This window comes from Pseudomonas sp. GW822-FHT05A08, from assembly GCF_058800485.1.
In genome coordinates this window covers 4157558-4180663 of the sequence record NZ_CM179511.1, presented here as the reverse complement: position 1 = coordinate 4180663, position 23106 = coordinate 4157558, and the positions used below count along the sequence as shown (strand labels likewise).

Genomic DNA, 23106 nt, shown 5'->3' with positions numbered 1-23106 from the left:
ATGAACGACGCGGTACTGACCCACCTCGATTCTCTCGGCCGTGCGCGCATGGTCGATGTCACCGATAAACCTGTGAGCTTTCGCGAGGCGGTGGCCGAGGCCTGGGTGCATATGCGCGCCGAGACCGCGCGGCTGATCGTCGGCGGCGGGCACCCCAAGGGCGATGTGTTCGCGGTGGCGCGCATCGCCGGCATCCAGGCGGCCAAGCGCACCAGCGAGCTGATCCCGCTCTGTCATCCGTTGCTGCTGAGCAGCGTGGTGGTCGAGTTGAGCCTCGAGGATGAGCATCGCGTGCGCATCGTTTCGCGCTGCAAGCTGGCCGGGCAGACCGGGGTCGAGATGGAGGCGCTGACCGCCGCCAGCGTCGCCGCCTTGACGCTGTACGACATGTGCAAGGCGGTGGACCGCGGCATGCATATCGAATCGATCCGGCTGTTGCGCAAGTCCGGGGGCAAGAGTGGCGATTACCAGGCGCCGTCGGCATGAGGCTGCAGGTGCAGTATTTCTCCCGCTACCGGGAAACCCTGGGCTGCGCGAGCGAGGTGGTCGAAGGCGATTTCGCCTGCCTCGAGCACTTGCGCCGGCACCTGGCGAGCCGCTGCGGTATCTGGCGGGTGCTGGACGAACCGAGCCTGATGTGTGCCCGCAACCAGGACCTGTGCGGGCTCGACGAGGCGCTGGACGACGGCGACGAGGTGGCGTTTTTCCCTACGGTGACCGGAGGCTGAAGCGATGATCTATCCGCTGCTGCTCACTCTGCACCTGTTCGCCGCGCTGGTCTTCATCGGCACGGTGTTTTTCGAAGTGCTGTTCCTGGAACACATCCGCCAGCAACTGCCCGCCAAGCTCATGGTGCTGCTCGAACAGGGCATCGCCCGGCGTGCCCGCCAGCTGATGCCCTGGGTGCTGCTGGTGCTGTTCGGTGCCGGGCTGGGCATGGTCTGGGCGCGTTATCTGCCGGTGCTGGCAGCGCCCTTGGCGTCGTCGTTCGGCACCTTGCTGCTGCTGAAGATTGTGCTGGCCGCCAGCGTGCTCGGGCATTTCCTGGTGGCCATGCTGCTGTTCCGGAGCGGGCGCATGAATGCCCGCTATTCGCGCTTTATCCATCACAGCCTGTTCAGCCATATGCTGCTGATCGTGCTGCTGGCCAAGGGCATGTTCTACCTGAACTGGTAGGTCGGCGCCGACCCCACGCTTGATGCAAGTCAAGGAGCCCCGGGCGTTAACGCCGGACACTGACCCTCCACCGCCAGCCATGGAGCCCAGTCATGCCCGATCTACTCCCGCACCGCAGCGAGCCGGTCGTTCGACGCGATCAAGGCGTGCTCGACCCCAACTGCCATGTCGACACCCGCCGCTTTCACGGCGGCATCGGCTCCCTGGACCTGCTGCGGGCATTGCGCAACAGCCGGCAGAAGCGCCGGCCGCTGTCCTTGAACGTGCAGTTCCCGCCGCGCCTGGCGGGCCCGCCGGTGGACGCTGGCGCAAGCTACCTGCGGCGGCTGGAACGCGAGATCGACCTGGTGGGCTGCCACCTCGCGCCGGAGCAGCGTATCGAGCAGTTCCACCTGGGCGGCGGCACCCCGGAGGCGGCGCAGCTGCAACGCTTGATGCAGCACCTGCGCCAGCGCTTTCACTTCCTCGAACACGATTGCGGCGACTACAGCATCGACGTCGATCTGCACCACACCGACTGGGCGACCATGGGCCTGCTGCGTGACCAGGGGTTCAATCAGGTCAATATCGGGGTGCCGGATATCGGCAGCGACAGCCAGTTGTCGGTGGCCTGCTACCAGAACCCGGCGCCCATCCATTCGCTGATCGACGCGGCGCGGACCTTTGGCTATCGCTCGGTGAATGTCGACCTGGGGTATGGCCATGCCTGGCAGACCCCTTCGAGCTTCGCCTTGAAGCTGGGCACCCTGATCGAGCTGGAGCCCGATCGCCTGCAGGTGTTCGACTATGCCCAGCCACCGTTGCGCTACCGGCGCCAGAGCCAGGAGCGCCCCGCGGCAGCCTGCAGCCAGGAGGCCAAGGAGACGATGCGGCGCATCTGTTTCGAGCGCCTGCTGGCGGCGGGTTACCAGTACATCGGCCTGGGCCAGTTCGTGCGCCCCGACGACGACCTGATGATGGCCCAGGAGCGCGGCCGGCTGCGCCGCAACTGCCAGGGGTTTACCTGCCACGGCTACTGCGACCATGTGGGCTTCGGCCTGGGCGCCATCAGCCAGTTCGACGAGCTGTATACGCAGAACAGCGAGCGGCTCGACGACTATCTGCAACAGCTGGACCTGGGCCAGCTGGCGACCCGTCGCGGCTGGCGCTGCGAGGCCGGCGACCAGGTCCGGCAGCTGGTCATGGAGCGCCTGGCGTGCGACCTGGAGCTGGACATCCTGGCCATCGAAAGCCGCTACGGGCTGATCTTCCGCCAGTATTTCGCGTCCGCCTGGCTGCGCCTGCAACAGCTGAGCTGGAACGGCCTGGTGGAGCTTTCGGAGCGCTTTATCAGCATCCTGCCCGCCGGCCGGTTGGAGGTGGACAGCATCTGCCAGCTGTTCCAGGAGGACCTGGACAGCCCGGGGCAAGCCTCTGGTTGCGAGTGCGTCGAGCCCGATTGCGAGCGTTGATTGCAGGCAGTTATTTCGAGGCCTGAGCGCAGCCCGGCGCGGCCCGCTTGACGGCGATCAAGTTTGCCCGCCGGTTCGCTTGCCGCTCCCTTGCGTGGCGCCTTAGCGTGGTCCCCGAACCCCGCTGTGAATCAGGTAGCCCATGGATCTCGGAACGGCTTGCGAACCCTTCTATCAACCCTTGAACAATGAACAGGCGCTGTTCGAACAGGCCTGGCGGCACGGCATGCCGGTGCTGATCAAAGGCCCCACGGGCTGCGGCAAGACCCGATTTGTCCAGCACATGGCACACCGCCTGGACCTGCCGCTGCACACCGTGGCCTGCCACGACGACCTCAGCGCCGCCGACCTGATCGGCCGCCATCTGATCGGCGCCCAGGGCACCTGGTGGCAGGACGGGCCGCTGACCCGGGCGGTGCGCGAGGGCGGCATCTGTTACCTCGACGAAGTGGTCGAGGCGCGTCAGGACACGGTGGTGGTCCTGCACCCCCTGGCCGACGACCGCCGCGAGCTGTTCCTGGAACGCACCGGCGAAGTGCTGCGGGCGCCGCCGTCCTTCATGCTGGTGGTGTCCTACAACCCCGGCTACCAGAACCTGCTCAAGGGCATGAAACCCAGCACCCGCCAGCGCTTCGTGGCGATGCGCTTCGACTATCCGCCGCCGGCCGAGGAGGAACGCATCGTCCAGCGCGAGGCGCAAGTGGATGCTGCGCTGGCGCGGCAGATTGTCGGGCTGGGGCAGGCCCTGCGCCGCCTGGAGCAGCATGACCTGGAGGAGGTGGCGTCCACCCGGCTGTTGATTTTCACCGCGCGCATGATCGGCGCCGGCATGCCGCCGCGCGAAGCCTGCCTGGCGTGCCTGGCCGAACCCCTGAGCGACGACCCGGTGACGGTGGCGGCGCTGATGGACGTGGTCGATGTGCACTTCGGCTGACTCCGCCGCGGCAGCCACCGAGGCCTCGCGGCGCCACCTGCCGGGGGACCTGGCGATGTGGTTGTTCATCCTCGCCGAGCTGTCGGTGTTCGCCATCCTGATCCTCGCGTTCGCGGTGACCCAGCGGCTCAAGCCACAGCTGTTCGCCGAAAGCCGCCAACTGCTCGACAGCTCCACCGGCCTGGCCATGACCCTGAGCCTGCTCAGCGCCGGGCTGCTGGCGGCGCTGGCCCAGGAACGGGTGCGTCGGGCGCGGCCACGCCAGGGCGCGGCGCTGCTGCTGGCGGCCGTGCTGGTGGCCACGGTCTACCTGCTGCTCAAGCTCGGCGAGTTCCGGCACCTGCTGGGCCTGGGCTTGGGGCTGGAACACAACACCTTCTTCACCCTGTACTGGATCCTCAGCGGTTTTCATTTCCTCCATGTGCTGCCGGGCATGCTGATTTTCGCCTGGCTGGCGCAGCGCTGCCTGCGTGGTCGATATGGCGCCGAAAACTGCTCGGGTTTCGAATCCGGGGTGCTCTATTGGCACATGGTCGATCTGGTCTGGGTGCTGCTGTTTCCGCTGGTCTACGTTCTGGATTGACGAGGTGCGCATGTCCGCTGGCAGGTTCTTGCTGAGCTGTTGGGTCGCACTGGCCGGCCTCAGCGTCGGCACGGTGTGGCTGGGCAGTTGGCTGGGGCCGGGTGCGCCGCGCGGGTTGGCGCTGCTGATCCTGCTGCTGGCGGTGGCCAAGGCCTGGCTGATCGCCGACGGCTTCATGGAGCTGAGCCACGGGCCGCGCCTGTGGCGCTGGCTGCTGCTCGGCTGGCCGCTGGCGCTGGCCTTGCTGCTGGGGCTGATCCTCAGTCTGGGCCGGTAATACCCGAGTAAAACCATCGGCGTTTCTTGATTGCCATCAAGCGGGTTTATGCCCCGCGCTTCCTATCATGGCCGGGCCAAGCCAAGAGGAAGCGAGCATGTCGCAGAACTTCACCAAAGGCATGGCCAGGAACATCTATTTCGGGGGAAGCGTGTTCTTCTTCCTGATCTTCCTGGCCTTGACCTATCACACGGAGCAGACCTTTCCCGTACGCAGCAACGACGCGCTGTTGAGCGCGGCGGTGGTGCGCGGCAAGACGGTCTGGGAACAGAACAACTGCATCGGCTGCCACACGCTGCTGGGCGAGGGCGCCTACTTCGCGCCGGAGCTGGGCAACGTGTTCCAGCGTCGCGGCGGCGAGGAGGGCTTCAAGCCCTTCCTGCAAGCCTGGATGAAGATGCAACCCCTGGGCGTACCCGGACGCCGGGCCATGCCGCAATTCAACCTGAGCCCGCAGGAGGTCGATGACATCGCCGAATTCCTCAAGTGGAGCTCGAAGATCAATACCAATGGCTGGCCGCCAAACAAGGAGGGCTGAACGATGCGTCTTGCCAATCCACACCTGAAATTCGCCTCGCAGGCCGTGGCCAAACCCTACTTCGTGTTTGCCCTGATGCTGTTTCTCGGCCAGGTGCTGTTCGGTTTGATCATGGGCCTGCAATACGTGATCGGCGATTTCCTGTTCCCGATCATTCCTTTCAACGTGGCGCGCATGGTCCACACCAACCTGCTGATCGTCTGGCTGCTGTTCGGCTTCATGGGCGCGGCCTACTACCTGATTCCGGAGGAGGCCGACCGCGAACTGCACAGCCCGAAACTGGCGCTGCTGCTGTTCTGGGTGTTCGCCGCCGCCGGCGTGCTGACCATCCTCGGCTACCTGCTGGTGCCCTACGCGGGCCTGGCCCGGCTGACCCACAACGAGCTGCTGCCGACCATGGGCCGCGAGTTCCTCGAGCAGCCGACCATCACCAAGATGGGCATAGTGCTGGTGTGCCTGGGCTTTCTCTACAACATCGGCATGACCCTGCTCAAGGGCCGCAAGACCACGGTCAGCATGGTGATGATGACCGGGCTGATCGGCCTTGCGGTGTTCTTTCTGTTCTCCTTCTACAACCCGGCCAACCTGGCCCGCGACAAGTTCTACTGGTGGTGGGTGGTGCACCTGTGGGTGGAGGGTGTGTGGGAGCTGATCATGGGCGCGATGCTGGCCTTCGTGCTGATCAAGGTCACCGGCGTGGACCGCGAAGTGGTGGAGAAATGGCTCTACGTGATCATCGCCATGGCGCTGATCAGTGGGATCATCGGCACCGGCCACCACTTCTTCTGGATCGGCGCGCCCGAGGTCTGGCTGTGGGTCGGCTCGATCTTCTCGGCCCTGGAGCCGCTGCCGTTCCTGGCCATGGTGATCTTCGCCTTCAGCCTGGTGAAGAACCGCCGCCGCCAGCACCCCAACCGCGCCGCCACGCTGTGGGCCAAGGGCACCACGGTGACCGCGTTCTTCGGCGCCGGGGTCTGGGGTTTCCTGCATACCCTGGCGCCGGTCAACTACTACACCCACGGCACGCAGCTGACCGCGGCCCACGGCCACCTGGCGTTCTACGGCGCCTACGCGATGATCGTCATGACCCTGATCAGCTACGCCATGCCGCGCCTGCGCGGGCTCGGCGAAGCGGCGGACGAGCGCTCGCAGACCCTGGAAGTCTGGGGCTTCTGGCTGATGACCCTGTCGATGGTGATGATCACCCTGTTGCTCACCGCCGCCGGCGTGGTCCAGGTGCTGCTGCAACGCTGGGCCGAGGACGGCACGGCGATGCCGTTCATGGCCACGGTGGAGCATCTCAATGGGCTGTTCTGGGCACGCCTGATCAGCGGGCTGGGGTTCTTCGCCGGGCTGCTGTGCTACCTGCTGAGCTTCCGCCAGCGCGGCCGCGCCGCCTTGCGCGCACCGGCCCCGGTGGTGTCTTCATGAACGACCACTAACCTGTAGCCGCTGCCGAGCGCAGCGAGGCTGCGATCGGTCTGGGCGGCATTCCGACGCAGCGGCCGCAAATCCGGCAACGCGGTCCTTCCGACAAACCGGGTGCGCAGGTTTTGCGAGGACTACGTCCTCGGTCGCAGCCTCGCAGGCTCGGCAGCGGCTACAGGACAACGTACGACGACGGTCTATGTAGCCGCTGCCGAGCGAAGCGAGGCTGCGATCGGCTGCGTAGCGGCCGCAAACCGGGCCATGCGGTCTTTCAGGCAAACCGCGTGCACAGGTTTTGCGAGGACTACGTCGGAATGCCGCCCAGACCGATCGCAGCCTCGCGGGCTCGGCAGCGGCTACAGCGGGCCGTTTTCCTGCATTCGAAAAAGGAGGCTCCATGGCCTTTACCCTGGAACTGGAAGAGTGGGTCGGCAGTGTCTGGCATCGTTTCATTACCCGGCGCGCCAGCGTGGATTTTCCCGAGGCGCGAATCGAGCTGGCGCCGCGCCAACATTCCCTGGCCCTGCTGTTGCGGGCCATGGGCGGTGCCGGCCGCGGCGTCGAGGCGGCCAGCGAGCGCGACCTGCTGTTGCGCCGCAGCCTGTTGCAGCAGATCGCCGGCACCTGCCGGCAAACGCCCCTGGCCTGGTGCGACGCCGACAACCTGCGCCTGCCGGCCAGCCTCGCGGTGTTCCCCGAGGCGGCGTTGAACGAGGAACTGTACCGCTGGCTGGCCCTGCTGGCGGCGCAGTCCGGGCCGATGCGCCACTGGGGCCGGGACAATCAGCGCTGGACCCGGCGCCTGCTGCAACGCTACCCGGCGTTGCGTGAGCGCTACCGGCGGCTGGTGGAGGCGCACCTGCAACTGCGCCCCGATCCAACCTCGTTGAGCCGCCCCGAAGCCGCGCTGGAACGCGCCCTGTGCCAGGCCCTGCGCGAACCCGGCAGTGTCGCCGAGTTTCCCCGCAGCGAACGCGCGGCCTGGCCCGTGCCGCTGTGGCTGTACCCGCCGCTGCACCTGGCCAGCCCGCTGGCCGCCGATCTCGAGGACTCGGTGGAGGACCTGGCCACCGCTGCCGGCGAGCAGGCGGGCGGGCGCAAGCGCGCCAGCCGGGTCGAGGACCACAGCCGCGACGGCGGCCTGCTGATCGTGCGCCTGGAGAACCTGTTCAGCTGGACCGAGCATGTGGACCTCGACCGCTGGGCTGACGACAGCCAAGACCCGGACGCCGCCCAGGTCGCCGCCGACCTGGATGAGCTGACCCTGTCGCGCACCCGCCTGCGCAAGGGCGGCGGCCTCAAGCTGCACCTCGACCTGCCGCCGGCCGACGTCGACGACATTCCCCTGGGCGAGGGCATCCACCTGCCGGAATGGGACTACCGCAAGGGCCGCCTGCAAGAGCACTTCGTCAACCTGCAGATGCTGGTGCCGCGCGATTGCCAGGCGCAGCCGCTGCCGTCGCGCCTGAAACCGTCGGCGCAGTTGTTGCGGCGACAGTTCCAGCCGTTGCGCAACGAGCGCCAATGGTTGCGCCAGCAGCCCCAGGGTTCGGAACTGGACCTGCAGGCCTGGCTGGATTTTCACGTCGAGCGCGCCCATGGCGCCTGTGCCGAGCGCGGCCTGTTCATGGAGCAGCGCCAGACCCGGCGCGACCTGGCGTGCCTGTTGCTGGCCGATGTCTCGATGTCCACCGACGCCCACCTCAACGACGAGCACCGGGTGATCGAGGTGATCCGCGACAGCCTGCTGCTGTTCGGCGAAACCCTGGCTGGCCTCGGTGATGACTTTGCCCTGTACGGGTTTTCCTCGTTGCGCCGCCAGCAGGTGCGCATGCAGGAACTCAAGGCCTTCGACCAGCGTTACGACGACCACACCCGCGGGCGCATCCTGGGGCTCAAGCCGGGTTTCTACACGCGCATGGGCGCGGCGATTCGCCAGGCCACGCGCCTGCTCGGCAGCTGCAAGCGCCAGCGCAAACTGTTGCTGTTATTGACCGACGGCAAGCCCAACGACCTGGACCTCTACGAAGGCCGTTATGGCGTCGAGGACACCCGCGAGGCGGTACTGGAAGCGCGGCGCCAGGGGCTGACACCGTTCTGCATCACCATCGATCGCGAGGCCGCGGCTTACCTGCCGTACCTGTTCGGCGTCAATGGCTACACCCTGATCCGCCGGCCCGAGCAACTGCCGCTGCGTCTGCCGCAGTTGTATCGGCAACTGACCCAGCCTTGAGGCGCCCGCCGCCTGGGACACCTTCGCCGGCCAGGGCAGGCGAGGGGGAAGGGTTCAATGTTCCAGGCAAACCAGATGTGCAGGCCTTGCGAGGACTGCGTCCTCGATCGCAGCCTCGCAGGCTCGGCAGCGGCTACAGGACCGCGCACGACTCCAGACCTGTAGCCGCTGTCGAGCGTTAGCGAGGCTGCGATCGGTATGGGCGGCATTCCGACGTAGCGGTCGCAACGGTGTTTCAGGCAAAAGCATCTGCTAGGAGCGCGGCAGCCAGAAGAACATTGCCACGCAAAAGATCGTCAGGCCGATGCAGAACCCGCTGAAGCGCCGCAACCGCCGTTGTTCGGCGTGCGCCGCAGTAGCGGGAAGGGGCATGCCGCAATGGCGGCAGGAGGTTTGCCCGGGCGGGTTGGAGCCGTGGCAGTACAGGCAGACCGGCCCGGCGCTCATTCGAATTGCTCCAGCCGCGGACGGTCGAGAATGACGATCTGGCGGCCGTCCTGGCTGATGATCTGTTCATCGATCAGGCGCCGGATGATCCGCGAGAACGTCTCCGGCTGGATCGCCAGGTGGCCGGCGATCAACTGCTTGGCCATCGGCAGCTCGAACCGGCGCTCCACCGGTTGCAGCTGCATCAGTTGCGTCAGCAGATAACGCACCACCCTGTGGGTGGCGTTCTTCAGCGACAGGGTTTCGATCTCGTTGACCCGCTGGTGCAGGCGCACGCAGAGCTTGCCGAGCAGGGCGAAGGTCAGGCGGCTGTTGCTTTGCAGCAGCCGCAGGTAGGTGTCGTTGGACAGCCGATAGAGCTGGGTCGGGCCGATGGCTTCGGCGCAGGCCACATAGTCCGGCGTGTCCATCAGCATCATTGCCTCGGCGAAGGTCTGGCGCGGGCCGATGACCTCGAGCACTTTTTCCTGCCCATCCGGCGTCAGGCGGTAGACCTTCACCGCGCCGGCGATCACGAAATAGAAAGCCTCGGCCGGCTCGCCCTGGCGGAACAGCGGGTCGCCCTTGTCGAGGCTGAGCAACTGGCTGGCCGCCATCAGCTCGTCCAGCTGTTCCTCGTTCAGGGGCTCGAACAGGTGATGGCTGCGCAGGATCTGGTGATGCACGCGATGTAGCACCATGAATATTCATCCTTATGGCTGGGGGAGAGGTGCTGCCGTGGTTCAGACGAGGCCCAGGGCGACGCGGCTGGCGAGGGCCAGGATCGCGCCCAGGACGACAAACCACGTCAGTGGCTGGAGGGTCTTTTTCAGGGTGGCTCCGGCGGTATTCATGGTGGCTCCGGTCATTTGGGAGGGATTTGGGTGCCCTGTGTTCAGCAAGACCCGGGCCAGGCGCCAGGCCTCCTGTATTGGGGGAGATTTCCAGCGGCGTGGTCAAAAAGACCTGGCGATTTCGGGTGTAAATGACTAGCGAATGGTCATTTTGACCCTCGCGCTGTAAGGCGAGCCCCGGCACCGCGCCGGCCGCAACCCCGGCCCGCCGGCTTACGGCCGTTCCTGGTGGTGATCGGGCCCCGGGGCACGGCCCTTGCACTGCCAGACAGGACGGCGGGCACAACAGCCCGCCGCATCCCGGGCAAGCTTGATTTGCGACAACGGCAAGGGCACGCCAATGGCCGATGATGGCCGGGGATTTCATTCGCCGCGTGTCGACCGTCGCCGGGTCGGCACGCTGGGTAAAGGAGTGGGCTTGATGCAAGTACTTGAGCGTCGTGCGGCGATGGCAATCGTGCCGCTGTTACGCCTGGCCTTCCGGCCGTTTTTCCTCGCCGGTGGTGTCCTGGCGCTGCTGGTGGTGCCGCTGTGGCTGGCGGCGCTGCAGGGCGCCCTGGGCGACTGGCAACCGGCGGGAGGCTGGCTGGGCTGGCACCGCCACGAACTGCTGTTCGGTTTCGGCCTGGCGATCATCGCCGGCTTCCTGCTGACCGCGGCGCAGACCTGGACCGGCCAGCCGGGCCTGAGCGGCAAGCCGCTGGCGGCCCTGGCCTTGCTCTGGCTGGCCGCGCGCCTGGCCTGGCTGGGCAGCGCGCCCTGGCCGCTGCTGGCCGTGCTGGAACTGGGGTTTCCCCTGGCGCTGGCCGGGTTGATGGGCCGCATGCTGTGGAAGGTGCGCCAGCAGCGCAACTACCCGATTGTCCTGGTGCTGCTGTTGCTCGCCGCGGCGGACGGCCTGTCGGTGGCCGGCCTGCTGCAAGGCCACGAAGGCTGGCAGCGCCAGGGCGTGCTGAGCGGTCTGTGGCTGGTGGCGGCGATGATGAGCCTGATCGGCGGGCGGGTGATTCCGTTTTTCACCCAGCGCGGCCTCGGTCGGGTCGCGGCCGTGGCGCCCTGGCCATGGCTCGACTATTTGCTGCTGGCGGGCTCGGCCCTGGTGGCGCTGCTGTATGCCGCCGGGCCGGCGCTCATCGCCAATACCTGGGTTGGCGCGCTGTTCCTGCTGCTGGCGGCCGCGCATCTGCTGCGGTTGTGGCGCTGGCAGGACCGCGGGCTGTGGCGCGTGCCGCTGCTGTGGTCGCTGCACCTGGCCTACGGCTGGCTGGCGCTGGCGTGCCTGGGCATGGCGCTGTGGCATTTCGGCGCGCCGCTGAACCCCAGCCTGGCCGTGCACGGCCTGACCGTCGGCGCCATGGCCGGGCTGATCCTGGCGATGATCGCCCGGGTCAGCCTGGGTCATACCGGGCGGCCGCTGGAGCCGCCAGCGGGCATGACCCTGGCGTTCATCCTGCTCAACCTGGCCTGCCTCAGCCGGGTGCTGCTGGTGCTCTGGTTGCCGGTGGCGGCGTTGTGGCTGGCGGGCCTGTGCTGGGCCCTGGCCTTTGCCCTGTACGTCTGGCGCTACGGGCCGATGCTGCTGCGGTCGCGGGTCGACGGGCACCCGGGCTGAGCCCTGAATGCGGAGCAAGGAGAAGGGCAATGATTTATCCCTGGTTAGTGGTTATCCACCTGCTGGCGGCCATCGGTTTTATCGGCACGCTGTTCTTCGAGGTGTGCATCTGGCACACGGCGCGCCGGCAACTGGCGACGGACGCCCAGGTGGCGGCGGACCAGGCCATCGCGGTGCGTTCGCGCAAGGTCCTGCATGGCGTGGTGCTGCTGTTGTACGGCGCCGGTATCGGCCTGGCCTGGCAGCATCGCGGGGCCTTGAGCCAGCCCTTGAGCAGCAGTTTCGCCAGCCTGTTGAGCCTGAAGATCGTCCTGGCCCTGAGCATCATCGGCCATTACCTGCTGCTGGCGTACTGGTTGAAAACGTTGCGGCTGAGCGCCGGCCGCGCCTGCTGGATCCGCCGCAGCGTGCTGGGGCACATGCTGCTGATCGTGGTCCTGGCCAAGGCGATGTTCTATTGGCATGGCTGAATGAACGTGCCAGCCACCGGGCTGGCACGCAGGGGCGGGGATCAAGCGTTCAGGGCGTTGGCGAACAGCACGTTGTTTTCCAGATGGATGTGCTGCATCAGGTCGTCGCGAAATTCGCTCAACCCGCGGTACAGCGCGCGCCAGGTGTTGCAGGCGTCGGCGGGCGGGGTGATGTGGTCGGTCAGCACCAGCAGTTTTTCCAGGGCCTCGCCATGTTGCTCGTGCTCCAGGCGCAGCACATGGATCGGCGGCGCCGCCCGGCGGCCCAGGCCCTGTTGCAGCATCGGGAACAGCACCTGTTCTTCCTTGAGCATGTGGCCTTCGAGTTCCTGCTGCATGTCCCGCAGGTGATCGGCCAGGCCGTTGGGGCAGGTGTCGCGGGCGCCATGCACTTGCTCCACGCGACAGGCCAGGCGGATCAGTTCCGGCAGCTGTTCGCGGTGGCGGGCGTGGTAGCGGGTGAGGATATGGGCGATCAGCGCCTCGCTCGGTTCATCGCGCCAGTCGTGCCGCCGGGCGTCGCTGTCTTGCAGCAGGTGCAGGGCCTCGGCGATCTGCACGGGGTCGAGGCCTTTGCCGAGGGCGGCGTCGCGCAGGGTTTTCTGCCCGCCGCAGCAGAAGTCCAGGTTGAACTCATGAAACACCCGGCTGGCGCCGGGGATGTCGCAGGCCAGCTGGCCGAGGCTTTGCTCCAGGAGGTTGGGCTGCGAAGCGTCTTGTCGGGCAAGACCGGGTCGTTCCAGCAGTGTCGGGTTCATCAGGTTTTCCTTGTTGTGGCAACGGTTCCCCTGGGCCGTTGCATCCGCCATGCCAGCTGTAACTTATTGAAAATAATGGACTGATTTTTTGTCGTGGTGCGGATGACCCTGAAATCTCGGGGTCGGAACCACCAGAAAGGGTGATGACTACCATGTTGCGTGAAAGTCTGGCGGCCGACCTGATTGTCGAGTTGCCCAATGCCGTGCGGTTGCAGCGTCTGGTGCAGACCCTGCGTGAGTACTTCAAGGCCGGGGCCGTGGGCCTGCTGCGCCTGGACGACGACAGCCTGCGGCCGCTGGCCACCGTCGGCCTGGTGCATGAAGCCCTCGGGCGGCGCTTCGTGATCGCCCAGCACCCGCGCCTGGCGGCGATCATGGCGTCCCGCGAGCCCACCTGGTTCGAGCCCGACAGCCGCCTGCCGGACCCTTATGACGGGCTGCTCGACCACCCGGACAGCGGGCCGCTGGCGGTGCACGACTGCATGGGCGTGAGCCTGTATGTGGAAGGGCGGGTCTGGGGCGCCATCACCCTCGATGCGCTGCGGCCCGGGACTTTCGACCGCCGGGCGCGGGATGAGCTCAAGCGCTGCAGCCTGCAGATCGAGGCGGCGCTGCGGGTCACCCGCCTGGAGCAGGAAAACCGCAGCCTGCGCCTGTCGCGCAGCGAGCCGCAGGATGCCCGCGGGCCGGTGGAGGAGGGCGAGATCCTCGGCCAGAGCGAAGTCCTGCATCAGTTGCTCAACGAGTTGGACGTGCTCGCCGATTCCGAGCTGCCGGTGTTGCTGCTGGGCGAGACCGGGGTCGGCAAGGAGCTGTTCGCCCGGCGCCTGCATCGCCTGTCCCGGCGCGCCCACAAGCCGCTGGTGCAGGTCAACTGCGCGGCGCTGCCGGAATCCCTGGCCGAGAGCGAGCTGTTCGGTCACGTCAAGGGCGCCTTCTCCGGCGCCACCAGCGACCGCGCCGGGCGCTTCGACGCGGCCAACGGCGGCACGCTGTTTCTCGACGAGGTCGGCGAGCTGCCGCTGAGCGTGCAGGCCAAATTGCTGCGCACCCTGCAGAATGGCGAGATCCAGCGCCTGGGGGCGGACAAGCCGCTGCATGTGGATGTGCGCATCATCGCCGCGACCAACCGCCAACTGCCGGACAGCATTCGCGACGGGCTGTTTCGCGCCGACCTGTACCACCGGCTTTCGGTGTACCCGGTGCCGATCCCGCCGCTGCGCGAACGCGGCTCCGATGTGTTACTGCTGGCCGGGCATTTCCTCGAACTCAACCGCAGCCGTCTCGGCCTGCGTGGCTTGCGCCTGTCGCCGGCGGCCGAACGGACGCTGCTGGCGTACCCCTGGCCGGGCAATGTGCGCGAGCTGGAACACGTGATCAGCCGCGCCGCGCTCAAACAGCTCAGCCGTGGCGGCAGTCGCAACCTGATTTTGACCCTGGAGCCGGAAGTCCTCGATCTCGACAGCACGCTGAAGGGCGCGGAGCCGCTCGAACAGTCGCCGCCGGCGGCCGACGACGGGCCGTTCCAGCCCCTGAGCGAAGCCGTCGACGAGTACCAGCGGCAGAAGATCCACCAGGCCCTGAGCCGCTGCCGCAACAACTGGGCGCGCGCCGCCCGGCTGCTGGAAGTCGACCCGAGCAACCTGCACAAACTGGCCCGGCGCCTGCGGCTCAAATAGCAGGCCGGCCGACGTTCGATTGCTTGCGATGGTCGTCAACGATGACGCGCATAACCTGACACCCCGCGTCGTCCTCAGGTTCATCGCGAGCAATCGAGCGTCGACCGGCTGCTCCTACAGAAGCAACTGCTGGCCCACCTCGGTCGCAACCTCGCAGGCTCGGCAGCGGCTACGGAACATGGGTGTCTAGAGGGGCGCGGCGCAATTGCTACAGAAAATAGGGATCGGCAGCTGCCGTTGATGGCGGTCAAGGTCATGCCAGGCGGCTCCTCGCAGACTGCGGCAAACCCCAACGGAGATCACCCTCATGCCGCTTTCCCTGGCCCAGATGCGCCGTAACTATTGCCGCGATGGCCTGGCCGAGGAGGCCGCGCCGGACGATCCGCTGCCGCTGTTCCGTCAGTGGCTGCAACAGGCCCGCGACACCGAGCAGGCGCCGGTGGAGGCCAACAGCATGTGCCTGGCCACGGTCGACGAACAGGGCCAGCCCCATTGTCGGGTGCTGTTGCTCAAGGGCCTGAGCGATGAAGGTTTCACCTTCTTCGGCCACTACCAGAGCGCCAAGGGCCTGGAGCTGGCGGCCAATCCCCGGGCCGCCATGACCTTCTTCTGGCCGGCCCTGGAGCGCCAGGTGCGGATCGAAGGATGGGTATCGCGGTTAGCGCCGCGGCTGTCGGATGTGTATTTCGATTCGCGCTCCCTGGCCAGTCGCCTCGGTGCCTGGGCCTCGCCGCAAAGCCAGCCCTTGGCCAACCGGCTGCAACTGGAATCCCTGCTGGCCAGCACCACCAGCCGTTTCGACGGCCAGCCGCTGCCGCGCCCGGAACACTGGGGCGGCTACTGCCTGCGCCCGCAGCGCATGGAGTTCTGGCAAGGGCGCAGCGACCGTCTGCATGACCGCCTCGACTACCGCCTGCACCAGGGCGTGTGGTGCCACGGCCGGCTGGCGCCCTGAGGGTCGTCGTCCCGTCGAGGTACCTCCTTGGAGGAATAGGTTCGTCGGCGGATTCGGTTCAGGCTGGGGCCAATCTCAATTCACGGGAAGGCTTGGATATGGCCCATCTGGCGCAACGCACGTTTCAACCCCTGAACATCGCCGTGCTGACCATCAGCGATACGCGCACCCTGGAAACCGACACCTCGGGCCAGACTCTCTGCGACCTGTTGCAGAGCGCCGGCCATGTGCTGGTCGATCGAGGCCTGGTGCCGGACGACATCTACCAGATCCGCGCCAGCGTCTCGCGCTGGATTGCCGACCCCCAGGTGCAGGTGGTGCTGATGACCGGTGGCACCGGTTTCACCGCGCGGGACAACACGCCCCAGGCGGTGCTGCCACTGCTGAACAAGCATGTGGAAGGTTTCGGCGAGCTGTTCCGCCAGGTGTCGGTGGAAGAAATCGGCATGTCCAGTCTGCAGTCGCGGGCCCTGGCCGGGGTCAGCAACGGCGTGCTGGTGGTGTGCGTGCCGGGCTCGCCGGGGGCCTGCCGCACGGCCTGGAACATGATCCTGCGCCCACAGCTGGACAGCCGCACCGGTCCGTGCAATTTCGCCCCCCACCTCAAGCCGCAGACCCATGAGGGACCGCCACAGAACATCGAGGCCTGTGGGGCGCGGTCGTGACCGGCTGTGGCTGCGACAGCGGCCAACTGATCCCGGTGGACCAGGCCATCGCCCATCTGCTGGACCAGGCGCCGCCGCCACCGACGACCCAGATCATCGCCCTGGAGCAGGCCCTGGGCCGGGTGCTGGCGGCGGACCTTCATTCGCCGCTGGACCTGCCCGGCTGGGACAACAGCGCCATGGACGGCTACGCCTTGCGCGCCGCCGACCTGCCGCCCGCCGGTGGCCGCCTGACCCTGGGTGGACGGATTGCTGCTGGGCAAGCAGGTGAGACTCCCTTGGCGGCGGGGCAGGCGGTGCGCATCTTCACCGGCGCGCCCTTGCCGCCGGGGGCCGATACGGTGGTGCCCCAGGAGAACTGCCAGGTCGAGGACGGGCAAGTCTGGTTGCCGCCGACGACTGTCGGCGATCATGTGCGCCAGCAGGGCGAGGAGGTGCGGCGCGGCGATCTGTTGCTCAAGGCCGGCAAGCGCCTGCGCGCCCAGGAACTGGGCTTGCTGGCGGCGGCCGGGATCGCCCGGGTCGAGGTCTATCGGCCGTTGCGCGTGTGCCTGCTGAGTAGTGGCGACGAGCTGCGCGAACCCGGCCAGCCCCTGGCACCGGGGCAGATCTACAACAGCAATCGCTATTGCCTGTCCGCACTGCTGCGCGGCTGGGGCGTGGAGGTGCACGACTACGGGGTGATGGCCGACGAACTGGCGGCCAGCCGCCACGCCTTGAGCCTGGCCTCGTCGGAGTGCGACCTGCTGCTGACCTCGGGCGGGGTTTCGGTCGGCGAGGAAGACCACCTCAAGCAGGCGATCGAGGAGCTGGGCCATGTGGATTTCTGGCGCCTGGCGATCCAGCCGGGCAAGCCCCTGGCCTTTGGCGCAGTGGCCGGCAAGCCGTGGCTCGGCCTGCCGGGCAACCCCTCGGCGGCGCTGGTGACCGCGCTGGTGGTGGTGCGCCCGTTCCTGCTGCGGGCCCAGGGCGTCACGGATGTGCTGCCGCGGCCCATGGTGTTGCCGGCGGGCTTCGAGTGGTTGCAGCGCAACCGCCGGCGCCAGTACCTGCGGGCCCGCCTGGTGCCCGGCGACGATGCCCAGGTTCGTGTGCAACCGCACCCGCAGCAAAGCTCGGCGATGCTCGCCGCGGCCTGCTGGGCCGAGGGCCTGGCGCTGGTGGAAGGCGAGCGCTTGGTACGTCCGGGCGACCCGGTGCCGTTCCTGTCGTTCGCCGAACTGATGCAGTGACGGCAATTGATTGCGGTCAAGGCCGTGGCTGTCGGTCTGGCTAGACTGGCAGCGCATTTCCGATCGCTGCGCACGCGTCGCTCCGGCGCGTTCTTTGATGAGGAACCCCCATGCAACTGGTCTGCCCCGCAGGCAACCTGCCTGCGCTCAAAGCGGCGGTGCGCCAAGGCGCCGATGCCGTCTACGTCGGCTTTCGCGACGACACCAACGCCCGGCATTTCGCCGGCCTGAACATGGACGACAAGCAGTTCGACGCGGCGGTCGCGCACATTCGCCAGCACCAACGCAAACTCTATGTGGCGGTCAACACCTACCCCCAGCCCCAGGGCTGGGCGCGTTGGCAACGGGCGGTGGACCGCGCCGCCGAGCATGGGGTCGACGCGCTGATCGCCGCCGATCCGGGCGTCCTGGCCTATGCCAGCCAGCGCCATCCGCAATTGAACCTGCACCTCTCGGTACAGGGCTCGGCGACCAATGCCAGCGCCCTGGCGTTCTACGCCCGGCACTACAACATCCGCCGCGCCGTCCTGCCGCGGGTGCTGTCCCTGGCCCAGGTGCGCCAGGTGGCGGCCAGCAGCACGGTGCCGATCGAAGTATTCGCCTTTGGCAGCCTGTGCATCATGGCCGAAGGGCGTTGCCACCTGTCTTCCTACATCACCGGCGAGTCGCCGAACCTGTGCGGCGTCTGCTCGCCGGCCAAGGCGGTGCGCTGGAGCGAGGACGCCGAAGGCTTGAGCGCGCGCCTCAGCGAAGTGCTGATCGACCGCTATCAAGCCGACGAGCCAGCCGGCTACCCGACCCTGTGCAAGGGCCGCTTCCTGGTCGAAGGCAAGCGCTTCCATGCCCTGGAGGAACCCACCAGCCTCGACACCCTGGACCTGCTGCCGGAGCTGGCGGCGATCGGCGTCGAGGCGGTGAAGATCGAAGGCCGCCAGCGCAGCCCGGCCTATGTCGAGCAGGTCACCCGGGTCTGGCGCGCGGCGCTGGATGCCCATCGCGCCGCGCCCGCCAGTTTCGCGGTCAAGGACCAGTGGCGCCAGGTGCTGGCCGGCCTGTCCGAGGGCAGCCAGACCACCCTGGGTGCCTACCATCGATCATGGCAATGAGGAATTCGCGATGAAGCTCAGCCTGGGCCCCGTCCTGTTCTACTGGGACAAGGAACAATTGGAGCGTTTTTATGCCGAGATGTCGGCCTTGCCCCTGGATGTGATTTACCTGGGGGAAACCGTGTGTTCGAAACGCCGGGCGCTGTCCCTGGACCAGTGGCTGGGCCTGGGGCGCGAACTGCAGGGCTGCACGTCGGCGCAGATCGTGCTCTCCAGCCTGACCCTGATCGAAGCCGCCTCGGAGCTGTCGAGCCTGCGGCGCCTGTGCGACAACGGCGAGCTGCTGGTGGAGGCCAACGACATGGGCGCGGTGCAGTTCCTCGCCGAGCGCAAATTGCCGTTCGTGGGTGGCCCGGCGCTGAACCTGTACAACGGCCACGCCCTGGCCCAGTTGCAGGGCTGCGGGATGATCCGCTGGGTGCCGCCGGTGGAGTGTTCGGCGGCGCTGATCCGCGCGGTGCTGGATCAGGTGCGCGAGCTGGGCCAGGCGCTGCCCGAGGTCGAAGTCTTCGCCTATGGGCATCTGCCGTTGGCCTATTCCGCGCGCTGCTTCACCGCCCGGGCCCAGGACCGACCCAAGGACGACTGCCAGTTCTGCTGCATCCAGTACCCCGACGGCCTGGCGCTGAGCAGCCAGGAAGGCCAGGCGCTGTTCACCCTCAATGGCATCCAGACCCTGTCCGCCGAGGTCACCAATCTGCTGGCGGACTATGCCGGGCTGGTGGCCTGCGGCGCCGACCTGCTGCGCCTGAGCCCGCGGGCCCAGGGCATGGGCGAGGTGATCGAGGCCTACCAGCGGGTGCGCCAGGGCGCGACGCCACCGCTGTTCGTCGAGGGCTGCAACGGTTATTGGCATGGCCAGGCCGGGATGTTGCGCGTCGAGGAGGTGGGCCTGTGCTGAGTGGCAAATCCAAACGCAAGGACTGGCTGCTGCGCAGCGCCGACCGGCTGCTGCCATTGCTGCGGCGGGTGCCGTTCGGCGTGCAGCGCCTGGCCTTGCAGCAGGGGCTCAACCGCTGTTTGGCCGAGCCGCTGCGCGCCGGCGAATTCGACCTGCTGCGCCGGCGCTGGCTGTGCCTGCGGATTCCCGACCTGGGCCTGGCCTGGTACCTGACCCGCGACCGCGACGGCCTGCGCATCGCCGAACACGCCCGGGCCGATGTGACCATCAGCGGCAACTGGCGCGAGTTCCTGCTGCTGGCCAGCCGCCAGGAAGACCCGGACACCTTGTTCTTCCGCCGGCGCCTGGTGATCGAGGGCGATACCGAGCTGGGCCTGACCCTGAAAAACCTGATCGACAGCCTCGACCCGGACGTGTTGCCGGTCTGGCTGTGGCGCAATCTGGAACGGGCGGGCAAGGGGTTGGCCGCAGGCTGAACATCTCTGTAGGCGCTGGCTTGCCGGCGATTGGGGCGACGCCAGGCGAGCGGCGGCGGTTACGCGTCGTACGCCGCCAGCTCCTCGGCGCCGGGGATCTGGATAGTGCGCCGCTCCATGGCGATCAGGCCGCTTTCCACCAGCCGATGGAGGATGCGCGAGAAGGTCTCCGGCTGGATCCCCAGCTTGGAGGCCACCAGGCGCTTGGACACTTGCAGCACCACCTCGCCGCTGTGCGGGTCGCGCTCCTGCAACAGGAAACTCACCACCCGCCGGCTGGCGCTGCCCAGGGTCAGGGTGTCGATGTCCTTGAGGCGCTGGTGCAGGTGCACGCTCATGCTCGCCAGGATCGCCAGGCACACCTGCGGCTGGTCCTCCAGGGCGTGGCGGTAATGGTTGCCGTCGATGCTGACCAGCACGCTGTCTTTCAGCGCAGTGGCGTTCACCGGGTAGAAGCGCGCCTGGCTGAACAGCAGGGCCTCGGCGAAGGTCTGCCCGGGCTGGATGATTTCCACCAGGTTCTCCTGGCCTTCGCCGCTGATGCGGTACAGCTTGACCTGGCCGCTGACCAGCAGGAAAAAGCGCTTGGCCGGGTCGCCCTGGTGCATCAGGGTGTTGTGGCTGGGCAGGCGCCTGAGCATGGCCCGGGCACAGACCTCCTCGAAGACCTTGTCCGGCAACTGGCTGAACAGATGGTGGCGACGCAACAACAGCACGATGGAAGGGTGGGTCAGCATGGGTACCTCCGCTGCCGGCCATGGTAGAGCGCGCGGCTGCCAGGGCCTATGCCTCCGCCGGCCTACCTCGAAAGGGGGGGGAAAGGTAGGAACAGCGGCGGAGCGTTGCTCAGCCGGCGTTGCGCAGGTGCTCCATGGCCCACACGGCGGCCTCGACCCGCGAGCGCAGGCCGAGCTTGTGCAGCAGGTTCTTCACATGGACCTTGACCGTGCCTTCGGTGATACCCAGCTTGTGGCCGATGACCTTGTTGCTGTAGCCGCTGGCGATGGTGCGCAGCACCTGGCGCTCGCGCTCGGTCAGCTCGACCTCCGGCTGGCGCGGCGGCGAACGCAGGGCCTGGGCCATGACCCGGGTCAGCCCCGGGCTGATCACCAGGGCGCCGCTCAGGGCATCGCGCAGGTACTGGATCAGCAACTCGGGCTCCATGTCCTTGAGCAGGTAGCCGTCGGCGTCCAGGCGCAGGGCGTCGCGAATGTCGTCCTCGGCGTCGGACACGGTGAACAGCAGCACCTTGCCGCGGTAGTCCATGGCCCGCAGGCGGCGCAGGGTCTCGATGCCGTTGAGTTGCGGCATGTTGTTGTCGAGCAGCACCAGGTCGGGCTGCAAGGGTTCGATCAGGCCCAGGGCTTCTTCGCCGTGGCTGGCTTCGCCGACGATCTGCAGGTCGTCTTCCAGTTCGAGCATCTGGCGGATGCCGCGACGCATCATCGGATGGTCGTCGACCAGCAGGATCCGGTAGGTGGGGGATGGGTTCATGCGGCGCTACCTTGTGTGGGGACGGCGAGAAACTCCGGACGGAATTCCATCTGCACCAGGGTGCCCTGGGGCGTCCTGGAAGAAATCTGCAACTGGCCATGCAGGCTGCGGGCCCGCTCATCCATGATGTTCAGGCCGTGGTGTTCGCGCTGGTTGCCACTGTTGTCGTGGTCGCCGCTGAAGCCGCGGCCATCGTCCTCGATCGACAGGCGCAGGGTTTCGCCATGCTGGCGCAGTTGCAGCCAGACATTCTCCGCGTGGGCGTGGCGCAGGCAGTTGGAGAGCGCCTCGCGGGTGATCTGCAGCAGGTGGATCTGCTCGCTGGCCGACAGCTCGAAGGCCAGACTGTCGAGTTGCACATGCACCTGGAAATCGCCGCGGCGCGAGAACTCCTCGGTGGTCGCCTCAAGCTCGCGCACCAGCCCGGCGTCGTGGATCTGCAAACGAAAGGTGGTCAACAGTTCGCGCAGCTGGCGGTAGGCGTTGTTCACCCCCTCGCGCAGTTCGGCGGTGACGTTCTCCAGGGTGCTCAGTGGTTCGCCACGGCGCATCAGGGTCTGCATGCGGCTGACCTGCAGCTTCATGTAGGACAGGGCCTGGGCCAGGGAGTCGTGCAGCTCGCGGGCGATGATCGCGCGCTCTTCGAACAGCAGCAGGCGATGGTCCTGTTCGCGCTGGCGCTTGAGCGACAGCGAGGTGCCGATCAGGTTGGCCAGGGCCTGGATCAGTTCGGTTTCCCAGGCTTGCGGGGCATGGCCGTCGACGAAGTGCGCCTTGAGCTCGCCCAGTTCGCTGCCCTGGTTGCTGATGCTGAAACGCTGCCGGGCGATCGGCTGCTGCCGCTGGCAGCTGGCGCAATCGCTGACCGCGCAGACCTCCCGGCTGTCGGCGCCATGCAGGGCGATCAGTTGCTGCGCCGGGGCCTGCAACTGGCCTTGCAGGCACAGCGACAGGCGCAACCCCGGCAGGCGTTGCTGGAAGCGCCGGATCAGTTCGTCCAGGCCTTCGGCGTTGGCCAGCCGCGTGGCCAGGCTGCGGCTGCTCTGGTACAGCAACTCGAGGGCGGCGTTGGCCTGTTGCAGGTTGTGGGTCTTTTGCCGCACCAGGGTTTCCAGGGTGCGGTGGGATTGCTCGATGGTCTCGGCCATGGCGTTGAAGCTGGTGGCCAACTGGCCCAGCTCGTCCCGGGACTGGTGGTTGACCCGCACCTGGAAGTCGCCACGGCGAAAGCGCTGGGTGGCTTCCACCAGTTCCTGCAAGGGCGTGACCACGCCGTACTGCAGTTCGTACAGGCCCAGCAGCAGGACGAACAGGGTGGTGAACAGCGCCGCGCCCTGGATCAACTGTTGCCAGGTCTGCTTATGTTCGCTCTGGCGTTGCAGCAGGCTGACGAACTGGTTCAGCTGTTCGACGAAGGGCAGGGCCAGGGCCTGGAACGCGGCGGCATCGCGTTGTTCCAGGGCTGGCTGCAACTCAGCGTTCCAGCGTTGCTGGATCTGCCGGTAGCTGTCCACCAGCTCGGGGTCGGCGCCGTCTTCCAGCACCGCCCTGAGCGACTGGCTGTCGAGGCGCTGTTGCAGGCTCTGGCGGATCTGTCCGATCTCTTCGGCGCTGGCGCCCGCGGCCAGCTTCCAGCTCAGGTGGTAGGTCTCCATGCGCACCGAGCCCGCGGTGTTGATGGCCGCCGCGTCGCCCTGGCTGAACCAGGCGATCAGCCCGGCGCTCAGGGAACTGGCCAGCGCCAGCACGGCGATCAGGATCACCGCCAGGCCGGCGCGGGCGGGCAGGGAACTGCGCAGCCAGCGGATCAAGGGCGCGGGCCGGATGTGAACGGGGGAAGGGTGGACATAGCAGGCTC

25 protein-coding genes are annotated in these 23106 nt (G+C 67.3%); 19 read left to right on the top strand and 6 right to left on the bottom strand.

Features of this window, described 5'->3' with window-relative positions; translation table 11 throughout:
* The 10 genes from moaC (at position 1) to AC3RCP_RS18845 (ending at position 8620) form a co-directional block, all read left to right on the top strand.
* Positions 1 to 486 (top strand): cyclic pyranopterin monophosphate synthase MoaC, encoded by a 486-nt coding sequence (moaC, locus tag AC3RCP_RS18890; protein ID WP_007929119.1) that lies wholly within the window; start codon positions 1 to 3, stop codon positions 484 to 486.
* Positions 483 to 728: a MoaD/ThiS family protein gene (locus tag AC3RCP_RS18885; protein ID WP_007929122.1), complete on the top strand. Its 246-nt coding sequence runs from the start codon at positions 483 to 485 to the stop codon at positions 726 to 728. Before moaC ends, AC3RCP_RS18885 begins: the two co-directional genes overlap by 4 nt.
* A 4-nt stretch (positions 729 to 732) precedes the next feature.
* Positions 733 to 1176, top strand: a complete 444-nt coding sequence (locus AC3RCP_RS18880) for a CopD family copper resistance protein (protein WP_492571135.1) — start codon at positions 733 to 735, stop codon at positions 1174 to 1176.
* 92 nt (positions 1177 to 1268) lie between these two features.
* Positions 1269 to 2627: an oxygen-independent coproporphyrinogen III oxidase gene (locus AC3RCP_RS18875; RefSeq protein ID WP_492571136.1), complete on the top strand. Its 1359-nt coding sequence runs from the start codon at positions 1269 to 1271 to the stop codon at positions 2625 to 2627.
* A 142-nt stretch (positions 2628 to 2769) separates the two neighbouring features.
* Positions 2770 to 3561: a CbbQ/NirQ/NorQ/GpvN family protein gene (locus AC3RCP_RS18870; RefSeq protein ID WP_198919018.1), complete on the top strand. Its 792-nt coding sequence runs from the start codon at positions 2770 to 2772 to the stop codon at positions 3559 to 3561.
* Complete coding sequence (locus AC3RCP_RS18865) at positions 3545 to 4144, top strand: cytochrome c oxidase subunit 3 (RefSeq protein WP_492571137.1); 600 nt, start codon at positions 3545 to 3547, stop codon at positions 4142 to 4144. Before AC3RCP_RS18870 ends, AC3RCP_RS18865 begins: the two co-directional genes overlap by 17 nt.
* 10 nt (positions 4145 to 4154) lie before the next feature.
* Entirely contained in the window at positions 4155 to 4421 is a 267-nt protein-coding gene (locus AC3RCP_RS18860; protein WP_492571138.1) for a cytochrome C oxidase subunit IV family protein, read from the top strand.
* A 97-nt stretch (positions 4422 to 4518) separates the two neighbouring features.
* Entirely contained in the window at positions 4519 to 4959 is a 441-nt protein-coding gene (locus tag AC3RCP_RS18855; RefSeq protein ID WP_007929128.1) for a c-type cytochrome, read from the top strand.
* A gap of 3 nt (positions 4960 to 4962) precedes the next feature.
* Entirely contained in the window at positions 4963 to 6390 is a 1428-nt protein-coding gene (locus AC3RCP_RS18850) for a cbb3-type cytochrome c oxidase subunit I (RefSeq protein WP_087092116.1), read from the top strand.
* Positions 6391 to 6784: 394 nt separating this feature from the next.
* Positions 6785 to 8620 (top strand): nitric oxide reductase activation protein NorD, encoded by a 1836-nt coding sequence (locus AC3RCP_RS18845; RefSeq protein ID WP_492571139.1) that lies wholly within the window; start codon positions 6785 to 6787, stop codon positions 8618 to 8620.
* 252 nt (positions 8621 to 8872) lie between these two features.
* Here AC3RCP_RS18845 and AC3RCP_RS18840 read toward each other — a convergent pair whose 3' ends face one another.
* Together AC3RCP_RS18840 and AC3RCP_RS18835 are read right to left on the bottom strand one after the other, a co-directional pair.
* Positions 8873 to 9067, bottom strand: coding sequence for a protein DnrP (locus AC3RCP_RS18840; RefSeq protein WP_492571140.1), 195 nt, complete (start codon positions 9065 to 9067; stop codon positions 8873 to 8875).
* On the bottom strand, positions 9064 to 9747 hold the full coding sequence (locus AC3RCP_RS18835) for a Crp/Fnr family transcriptional regulator (protein WP_492571141.1): 684 nt from the start codon (positions 9745 to 9747) through the stop codon (positions 9064 to 9066). Before AC3RCP_RS18835 ends, AC3RCP_RS18840 begins: the two co-directional genes overlap by 4 nt.
* A 574-nt stretch (positions 9748 to 10321) precedes the next feature.
* Here AC3RCP_RS18835 and AC3RCP_RS18830 point away from each other — a divergent pair.
* Entirely contained in the window at positions 10322 to 11512 is a 1191-nt protein-coding gene (locus AC3RCP_RS18830; RefSeq protein WP_492571142.1) for an NnrS family protein, read from the top strand.
* A 29-nt stretch (positions 11513 to 11541) separates the two neighbouring features.
* Complete coding sequence (locus tag AC3RCP_RS18825) at positions 11542 to 11982, top strand: hypothetical protein (protein WP_492571143.1); 441 nt, start codon at positions 11542 to 11544, stop codon at positions 11980 to 11982.
* A gap of 41 nt (positions 11983 to 12023) precedes the next feature.
* On the opposite strand, the gene ytfE is transcribed toward AC3RCP_RS18825, so the two are convergent.
* Positions 12024 to 12740, bottom strand: coding sequence for an iron-sulfur cluster repair protein YtfE (gene ytfE, locus AC3RCP_RS18820; protein WP_087092111.1), 717 nt, complete (start codon positions 12738 to 12740; stop codon positions 12024 to 12026).
* Between the two features lie 152 nt (positions 12741 to 12892).
* On the opposite strand from ytfE, the gene norR reads away from it, so the two are divergent.
* From norR to ubiT, 7 genes are all read left to right on the top strand, one after another.
* Positions 12893 to 14419 (top strand): nitric oxide reductase transcriptional regulator NorR, encoded by a 1527-nt coding sequence (norR, locus tag AC3RCP_RS18815; protein WP_492571144.1) that lies wholly within the window; start codon positions 12893 to 12895, stop codon positions 14417 to 14419.
* 307 nt (positions 14420 to 14726) lie between these two features.
* The gene (pdxH, locus tag AC3RCP_RS18810; RefSeq protein ID WP_492571145.1) at positions 14727 to 15374 is read left to right on the top strand and encodes a pyridoxamine 5'-phosphate oxidase; all 648 of its coding nucleotides are present in this window, start codon (positions 14727 to 14729) and stop codon (positions 15372 to 15374) included.
* A gap of 98 nt (positions 15375 to 15472) precedes the next feature.
* Entirely contained in the window at positions 15473 to 16039 is a 567-nt protein-coding gene (moaB, locus tag AC3RCP_RS18805) for a molybdenum cofactor biosynthesis protein B (protein ID WP_492571146.1), read from the top strand.
* Complete coding sequence (locus tag AC3RCP_RS18800) at positions 16036 to 17271, top strand: molybdopterin molybdotransferase MoeA (protein WP_492571147.1); 1236 nt, start codon at positions 16036 to 16038, stop codon at positions 17269 to 17271. The genes moaB and AC3RCP_RS18800 overlap by 4 nt, the downstream gene beginning before the upstream one ends.
* A gap of 110 nt (positions 17272 to 17381) precedes the next feature.
* Entirely contained in the window at positions 17382 to 18377 is a 996-nt protein-coding gene (gene ubiU, locus AC3RCP_RS18795; protein WP_492571148.1) for a ubiquinone anaerobic biosynthesis protein UbiU, read from the top strand.
* A 10-nt stretch (positions 18378 to 18387) separates the two neighbouring features.
* Complete coding sequence (locus AC3RCP_RS18790; protein WP_492571149.1) at positions 18388 to 19278, top strand: U32 family peptidase; 891 nt, start codon at positions 18388 to 18390, stop codon at positions 19276 to 19278.
* Positions 19272 to 19754 (top strand): ubiquinone anaerobic biosynthesis accessory factor UbiT, encoded by a 483-nt coding sequence (gene ubiT / locus AC3RCP_RS18785; RefSeq protein WP_053261554.1) that lies wholly within the window; start codon positions 19272 to 19274, stop codon positions 19752 to 19754. Before AC3RCP_RS18790 ends, ubiT begins: the two co-directional genes overlap by 7 nt.
* A gap of 59 nt (positions 19755 to 19813) precedes the next feature.
* Here the strand turns inward: ubiT and AC3RCP_RS18780 are convergent, their stop codons facing one another.
* From AC3RCP_RS18780 to AC3RCP_RS18770, 3 genes are all read right to left on the bottom strand, one after another.
* Complete coding sequence (locus tag AC3RCP_RS18780; protein WP_492571150.1) at positions 19814 to 20491, bottom strand: Crp/Fnr family transcriptional regulator; 678 nt, start codon at positions 20489 to 20491, stop codon at positions 19814 to 19816.
* Between the two features lie 109 nt (positions 20492 to 20600).
* Positions 20601 to 21248 (bottom strand): two-component system response regulator NarL, encoded by a 648-nt coding sequence (gene narL / locus AC3RCP_RS18775; RefSeq protein ID WP_007928738.1) that lies wholly within the window; start codon positions 21246 to 21248, stop codon positions 20601 to 20603.
* Positions 21245 to 23059, bottom strand: coding sequence for a HAMP domain-containing protein (locus AC3RCP_RS18770; protein ID WP_492571151.1), 1815 nt, complete (start codon positions 23057 to 23059; stop codon positions 21245 to 21247). Before AC3RCP_RS18770 ends, narL begins: the two co-directional genes overlap by 4 nt.
* Between the last annotated feature and the right edge of the window lie 47 nt (positions 23060 to 23106).